General features: G+C 51.7%; 1 protein-coding gene. It reads right to left on the bottom strand.

Going from position 1 to position 358, the window contains the following annotated elements:
- Nucleotides 1–358, bottom strand: a 358-nt coding sequence (locus Q4563_RS17355; protein ID WP_303605387.1) for a YfaZ family outer membrane protein, incomplete at both ends; no start/stop codon positions are given.

The following is a 358-nucleotide window of genomic DNA, read 5'->3' as shown; positions in this document are numbered from 1 at the left end:
ATCCATATGTTCGACGCGGATACCATTATAACGATAACCAGCATAGACACGGGCGGAAGGAATCACCGCATACTGGGCACGAAAATCACTGTTGATCAGGTTTTCGGCATCACCAAAAGAGACAACCGCAGGCGCATAATAGGCGTAAGCGGCGAAACTGACATCCGGATGAGTTGGAATGGCAGCACGGAAAAAGCCACCAACACCCAGAGCTGCGCCATCGTAGTGATCACTTTCAAAAGCAAAGGCCTTGGCACCCACTCCGATATACAGATTACCGTGCGGCTTGCGCAAATCGACAACATGTACACCGGCACCCAGCATATTACCATCGTCCATATCGTGCAGGGCCGACAGG

The organism is Gilvimarinus sp. 1_MG-2023 (assembly GCF_030548285.1).
Note: the sequence above shows the minus strand (reverse complement) of the source record. Positions and strands in the feature narration are given on the sequence as shown.